Annotated in this window: 8 protein-coding genes; 3 read left to right on the top strand and 5 right to left on the bottom strand. The window is 56.7% G+C overall.

Annotation, left to right across the window (positions count from 1 at the left end):
* Positions 1-40: 40 nt before the first annotated feature.
* From RMO15_RS13025 to RMO15_RS13005, 5 genes are all read right to left on the bottom strand, one after another.
* On the bottom strand, positions 41-1,639 hold the full coding sequence (locus RMO15_RS13025) for a pyridoxal-dependent decarboxylase (RefSeq protein WP_309713165.1): 1,599 nt from the start codon (positions 1,637-1,639) through the stop codon (positions 41-43).
* Positions 1,640-1,672: 33 nt separating this feature from the next.
* The gene (locus RMO15_RS13020) at positions 1,673-2,113 is read right to left on the bottom strand and encodes a hypothetical protein (RefSeq protein WP_309713162.1); all 441 of its coding nucleotides are present in this window, start codon (positions 2,111-2,113) and stop codon (positions 1,673-1,675) included.
* Positions 2,110-2,397 (bottom strand): hypothetical protein, encoded by a 288-nt coding sequence (locus tag RMO15_RS13015; protein WP_309713159.1) that lies wholly within the window; start codon positions 2,395-2,397, stop codon positions 2,110-2,112. The genes RMO15_RS13020 and RMO15_RS13015 overlap by 4 nt, the downstream gene beginning before the upstream one ends.
* 19 nt (positions 2,398-2,416) lie before the next feature.
* Entirely contained in the window at positions 2,417-2,806 is a 390-nt protein-coding gene (locus tag RMO15_RS13010) for a hypothetical protein (RefSeq protein ID WP_309713156.1), read from the bottom strand.
* A 614-nt stretch (positions 2,807-3,420) separates the two neighbouring features.
* A complete protein-coding gene (locus RMO15_RS13005) occupies positions 3,421-3,663 on the bottom strand; it encodes a helix-turn-helix domain-containing protein (protein WP_309713153.1) in 243 nt (80 codons plus the stop codon).
* Positions 3,664-3,778: 115 nt separating this feature from the next.
* Here RMO15_RS13005 and tdh point away from each other — a divergent pair, with 115 nt between their 5' ends.
* The 3 genes from tdh to RMO15_RS12990 all read left to right on the top strand — a co-directional run bounded on the left by tdh (position 3,779) and on the right by RMO15_RS12990 (position 5,722).
* Positions 3,779-4,813, top strand: coding sequence for an L-threonine 3-dehydrogenase (tdh, locus tag RMO15_RS13000; RefSeq protein ID WP_309713149.1), 1,035 nt, complete (start codon positions 3,779-3,781; stop codon positions 4,811-4,813).
* A 29-nt stretch (positions 4,814-4,842) separates the two neighbouring features.
* Positions 4,843-5,277, top strand: coding sequence for a hypothetical protein (locus RMO15_RS12995; protein WP_309713146.1), 435 nt, complete (start codon positions 4,843-4,845; stop codon positions 5,275-5,277).
* Positions 5,278-5,344: 67 nt separating this feature from the next.
* Positions 5,345-5,722, top strand: coding sequence for a hypothetical protein (locus tag RMO15_RS12990; RefSeq protein ID WP_309713143.1), 378 nt, complete (start codon positions 5,345-5,347; stop codon positions 5,720-5,722).
* Positions 5,723-5,839: the final 117 nt, after the last annotated feature.

Genomic DNA, 5,839 nt, shown 5'->3' with positions numbered 1-5,839 from the left:
TGCCCCTCCTCCCAACCCTGGGAGGAGGGGCGGCAGGTATCTAAAGCTCCTCGATGCTGGCGATCACCCGATCCACGATCTCGGGGCCGGTGCGAGGGTTGAAGAAGACAGCTTTCCAGGCGGGAAGCGAGCGCCCGTGGGGGCGATAGCCGATGCTCGTGGTAAACGAGAGGCGGGCATCCAGACGCGGGTCTTTGGTGCGATCGCGTTTTTCATAGAGGCGGCGCACTTCCTCGGTGTAGCGCGTGAACTCTTCGTCGGTGAGCGTGCCTGCCTCCAGCCGTGCGAAGATCTCGTGGGCGTTGCGGCCCTTGGGCAAGACCCACCACGCCACCGACGGCCCGATGGTGTCCTGATTCAGCACATGACAGTACTCTAAAGCCGAGAGGCGGGTCTTGAGGCGCTGGGCCTGCTCTAGCGCGTGGGCAACCAAGACCTGCCAGCCGGTAAGCCCGATGCCATTGAGCGAGGCCATCACGGTGTAGGGACCCAGCGCGGGGCGGGAGCACTCCAGGGTAAAGAGCGCCGGGTCGCGGCGGCCATCTGCCTCGGAGAAGTAGGGGGTCTGCTCGACGCTCCGCGAGAGATAGCGCAGGTCGGAGCGCTGATTCACCAGAAACGCGCTGCCCGGATAGTGCCCCCAGCCCATCTTATGAAAGTCAATCGTGATGCTATCGGCGACGCGAAGCCCGTGGGCGTAGCTTTTTGCCCGGGCGATAAGCGGCAGGAGCTCGGTGGGGAAGTGGAGCGGGTTTTTCTCTATGTCGTACTCACTGAAGAAGCACAGCACCCAGCCCACGGCACCGTCCACGTGGAGCTGTGGGCGCGGCTGGCCGTGCTTCTGGGCCACGGTCTCTGTGATCAGCCGAATCTGCGCTACATCGTCCACGCCAAATGTATCCGTCGTGCCAAATGTCGCGACTACATAGGCCACTTTCACACCGTCGGTATAGAGTTCTTCCAGCTTTTCTTCCAGCAAGTCCAAGCGCATCGCAAGGCTTGAATCCGTGGGAATCGAGTGGAGCTGCGCAGTGCCCATCCCGAGCCAGCCCGCGACGCTCTGGTTGGAGTAGTGGCTGGCCTCACTGACAATCCCGGCGATGCGCTCGCCCTGAAGCCCATGGTGCATCGCGCCGGGCAAGACTTTCTCAATCCCGATCTTCGCCCCGTAGAGATTGGAGATCGTCCCGCCCATCGTAAAGACGCCCCAGGGATCGTCGGTGTGGTAAAAGAGCAGGTTGGCCAGCGCCGTCACGGCCTTCACTTCTAGCTCGTTGGAGCGCTGGCTATAGGTGTCGGTGCAGAGATTGGGGTTTTTCAGCAAGCACGCCAGCGCCCCGATCAGCGAGGCGTTATTGGCAGGGCCTTTCACGTTCTCCAAGTGCAACGGCGATGACCAGCTATCGGTGCCCCAGAAATAGGGAAAGATCGCATCGCGGGCGTCTTTGAGGTTCCCCGGCAGCAGATGAATCTCCGGGTTTACCGAGGCCGTCTCGTAGTTCTGGGACATGGGCGAGGCAGGAAGAAACTCGCCCTCAGCCTCCAGCGCCGAGAGAAGCTCCTGAAATATCTGGGTGATCTGTGCGGGCTGTGACGTGAAAAACGTCTCGATGAGATGCCGGTACTGCGGTGTATCCATAATGTGGTTATTCTACCGTTACGTGGGCTTTATCTACCCCGTCTCCTGTGGGGAATCATCTTGCTCCGGGTTTAACTCCAGTGCCTCTATCCGATCCCAGGGAAGAGAAGATGCCGCATGGAAAATATGAAGTAGCTCTAAGGTTTCAGGCTGGTTGTCTCTGTCGGCATCGTGGAGGGCGTAAAAGACGCGCCATGTGCTTGCGTTGCTTCGGCGCGCTGGTTTCTTAGCGCTGGTGTAGAAACGCTCCTGGAAGACAGGGCGCACCATGCCCATGCTGGCTTTCTCGTCAATCAGTGGCGGGCGGGCTGTGGCGATCTTGACAGGCAGCTCCTCACAGAGCTGAGTGAGCAGAGCGTCCAGACGGCGGGTGAAGCGCACCTCTGAGCGCGGATCATGGCCAGCCAGCCAGCGCCTCGCAGAACGGATCTCTGCCAGAGCATCCGGTGCGATCATCAGAGTGAGAGGCTTCACGAATTGGGGATTTCTTCCACTGGCCTGCGTAGTTCAGCTAGGAAGTCTGCCCCAGAAATCCCCTTGCCTGCGTCCATGTCTTCCAATGCCTTCTTGAGAGCATCCGGCTCTGGATACATGAGAATGTCCGGGATAGTTGAGAGGTCTTCTTTCCATTCTTCGTCATTTTCCTCTTCTGCGCCGTCGAGAAGATCATCTATCAGATCATCAAGAGGCATACCGCGTTTCTGGGCAAAGCGAAGCAGACGCGCCCCGGTCTCTGGCTTTTCAAGTGTCAATGTCATGGTGTGCCTTTATTTCCTTTCACAAAACCGCTTCTCTATCTTCTTGTTCTTGGGTTTCTTGTCGTTTTGCTTCGATGATCACGTGAACGTCACGCTCTTTCATGGCTTGCCGTTTGGTTTTTATGGCCTCATGTTCGGCTTGAATCTGCTTCTCTGTTAAGCCCAACCCGCAGCTAGTCATCAGCTCCGCTTCAAAATTATGTGAGGGAAGCGTTCCCGAGATGCGATAGAGGAAAACATCATGACTAAATTCGTCTTTCTGCTTAGGCAGCGGCACTCGCAACCGTCTGAATTCTTCCTCCGATAACGCTACTTGGTACCCTCGCGGTACTGTGACGATCAAGCTCGCGTAACCTACCGAGGCTGCAATGCCCAGAAGCGTAAGAATGATTTTCTTTGGTCTGTTCATTACTTTTTCTTGAGTGCCTCATCAAGAAGCTTTAAGGTAGCTTTCTGTGAACGCGCGCTCTGTTCCGGGGTAATATGCAAGTGCTTCATATCCTGCTTGCTCGGCATGAAAGTACAGCGGGCTGGCCGGTCGTATTCCTCTCCGCAGCGCTTACACTTGACGCGAATATCCCACTGCGAAAGCGGCTTCTTGGGCGCAGGGGTCGGGCAGGCAGAGGGGATTTCTGGGAGTGTCAAATGATCTGGGGTAGATCCTCCACCAGAGTAATGGATGGTGTGTCTCTGTTGTCCCGGAGCCTGGTAGGGTGAAGAAACAATCCGTCTCCCCATGCAAAGCACCGATGCTATGCCCACAGAGGCCGCGATACCTAGTAGGGTGAGAATGATTTTCTTTGGTCTGTTCATGGTGTCTTATGTTATTTCTTAATTAGAAAACTTGCCCTGATACGAGAAGGTAGAGACTTCTCAATACCACTACGGAAATTATTAGCAGTCCACTGGTAATAACCGATAGCAAAGTGCTACACAAAATTACTCGAGAAAGGCTTTTCACTTTCTTGGTAAACCACCAAGGAACAGGTGGCTCATAGCGTGGTGGCTTCTGCTCCTGGGTGTTCACTCCCTTGCCCCTGTGAGAGTTTCCTGTCGCTTCTTTCGGCCTTGTCCGGAGCGTTTGCCTCCGTGTCCGGCAGGCTCCCAGGCTTGAATATCGGAGGCTGTGACGAAGACGGACTTTCCGATTTTACGAACGGGTACCCGACCGGAGCGGATAGCACCGTAGACTCCTTGGGGGGTGACGCCTTTTAGCGCCGCCGCCTCTTGCACCATCAGGTACTCGATCCCATCCAAAAGCTCCATAAAGGGTATTCTAGCGCCCTCTTGAAAATAACACAAATTGTTATTCTTGATTCGCTTTTCAATCGGAAGGTGCCAATGGCGCGATAGGTTCTCTGTGTAGTAAAATTAGGACAGTATGAAAGCAATTGTTAAGTCCCTCGCTGGGGAGGGAGCCACACTTCAGGATGTCCCTACTCTCACGACCGCGCCGTTCGGTCATGTTCTGATCAAAGTGCAGTCCGTTGCCATTTGTGGCACGGATTTTCATGTTTATAGCTGGGATGCCTGGGCTGCGGGCCGCGTCAAGCCGCCGGTGATCATGGGGCATGAGTTCTCGGGCACTATTGTCGAGGTGGGTGAGGGGGTGACGAGCCTCAAAGTGGGCGACTTTGTCTCGGGAGAGTCGCACAAGATCTGTGGCCACTGCCTCCAGTGCCGCACGGGTCAGGGGCATGTCTGCCGCAACACGCAGATCTTCGGAGTGGACACCGACGGCTGTTTCCGGGAGTTTTTCGCCGTGCCCGAGGCCAGCGTGATTAAGAACGATCCGCGCATCCCGCCGCACATCGCCTGCCTGCAAGACCCGCTGGGCAACGCCGTCCATGCCGCGATGCAAGGGGAGCTGGCAGGGCGGAGCGTCGCGGTGCTAGGCTGTGGCCCCATCGGGCTCTTTGGCGTTGCGGTCTGCCGGGCACTGGGCGCGGGCGTGGTCTTTGCCTCGGACACGTCCCGCTACCGTTTGGAGCTGGCGGCAAAAGTGGGGGCAGATCACCTCTTCCAGATTCCCGGCGATGACCTCGAAGCGGCAGTTCTTGACTCCACCGACGGCCAGGGTGTGGACGTGGTGCTGGAGATGAGCGGGGCACCTCCCGCCATCCAGCAAGCCATGCGTCTTGCCCGTCCCGGTGGCCGTGTCTCGCTCATGGGAATCCCCTCGCGCCCGGTCGAGCTACGGATCTCCGAGGATATTATCTTCAAGGGCCTCACTATTCACGGCGTGGTTGGTCGCCGTCTCTACGAGACCTGGACCACGATGCAGAGCCTGTTGGCCAATGGTCGGATTAATGTCGAGCCGATCCTCACTCACCACCTGCCCTTTGCGGACTTCGAGCAGGGAATGGAGCTGATGCGCTCCGGCCAGTGCGGAAAAGTCGTGCTAGACTTGGGGTAGTGCCCTCCTTGGGGGAGGTATCATAAACCATGTTGCGTCGTGTACCCCATTCCTGGATTTTGGTGATGGTGCTCCTGGGAATTGCTTTTACCCTTGGCTCCGTTGTGCACACTCAGAAGGCTCGCTCTGAGCAACGACGTCAGGCAGGGATGCAGGAGGTGATCGCCAATGCCCAGCCCGTGATCGCCGCGATCCATGCCTACCAGAAGCGACACAAGAAGCCGCCTAAGACGCTAGAGTCACTCGATAAATCTTTTCCTCAGCCTGGCCCGATGGCAAAAAATGGCTGGGACTACGGTTACGAAAAAGATAAATGGACACTTGCAGTCTCCGTCAATAGCGAATACACCCCCAACTCAGGTTTCGGCGACACCTTCGTCTACCGCTCCGATGGTCAGTACGAGAGAGAAGCCTACGGCGGTATTCTGGAGCGCTTTGGTGAGTGGGGCTACTACTGGGAGTAACCGATGCGGCAGTCCATTGATCCTCGTTTGGAGCCGCTCCAACGGGGGGGGCACGGTATGATAAACCATGTTGCATCGTGTACCCCATTCTTGGACTCTGGCACTGGTGCTCGTGGGAATCGTCTTCAGCATAGGCTTCACCGTGTCCACTCAGAGAGTTCGCTCTGAGCAGCGACGTCAGGCAGGGATGCGGGAGGTGATCGCCAATGCCCAGCCGGTCATCGCCGCCATCCGTGCTTACGCGAAGCAGCATGGCAAGCCGCCTGAGAGCTTGGAATCTCTAAAGAAGCCTCTTCCGCAACCCGGACCGATGGCGAAAAATGGCTGGACTTACACTCCCTACGATACTAGTTGGACACTTGCGATTGCTGTCAACCAAGGCTACACCCCTCACGTAACCTTTTCCTCATTGGGAAATGTTTTGGGTGTGACCCATTTTAGTTGAGAGGCCATTCATGCCACTTGATAGCCCCCTTGTGGCATCTTCATTTTTGAGTTTGCTCTCTCGATACAGAGAGAATCCCAAGCAGAGAAGGTTCCATAAAGCCGAGTTTGTTCACGT

This window comes from Armatimonas sp. (genome assembly GCF_031410135.1).
GTDB lineage: Bacteria > Armatimonadota > Armatimonadia > Armatimonadales > Armatimonadaceae > Armatimonas.
The sequence above is the reverse complement of the archived record's forward strand: the minus strand, read 5'-3'. Positions and strand labels throughout refer to the sequence as shown.

Bases quoted from the DNA above. Each gene is read 5' to 3' on its own strand.
- tdh (WP_309713149.1), top strand. From the start codon at position 3,779: ATGAAAGCAATTGTTAAGTCCCTCGCTGGGGAGGGAGCCACACTTCAG.
- RMO15_RS13015 (WP_309713159.1), bottom strand. From the start codon at position 2,397: ATGACATTGACACTTGAAAAGCCAGAGACCGGGGCGCGTCTGCTTCGC.
- RMO15_RS12990 (WP_309713143.1), top strand. From the start codon at position 5,345: ATGTTGCATCGTGTACCCCATTCTTGGACTCTGGCACTGGTGCTCGTG.
- RMO15_RS13010 (WP_309713156.1), bottom strand. From the start codon at position 2,806: ATGAACAGACCAAAGAAAATCATTCTTACGCTTCTGGGCATTGCAGCC.
- RMO15_RS13025 (WP_309713165.1), bottom strand. From the start codon at position 1,639: ATGGATACACCGCAGTACCGGCATCTCATCGAGACGTTTTTCACGTCA.
- RMO15_RS12995 (WP_309713146.1), top strand. From the start codon at position 4,843: ATGTTGCGTCGTGTACCCCATTCCTGGATTTTGGTGATGGTGCTCCTG.
- RMO15_RS13005 (WP_309713153.1), bottom strand. From the start codon at position 3,663: ATGGAGCTTTTGGATGGGATCGAGTACCTGATGGTGCAAGAGGCGGCG.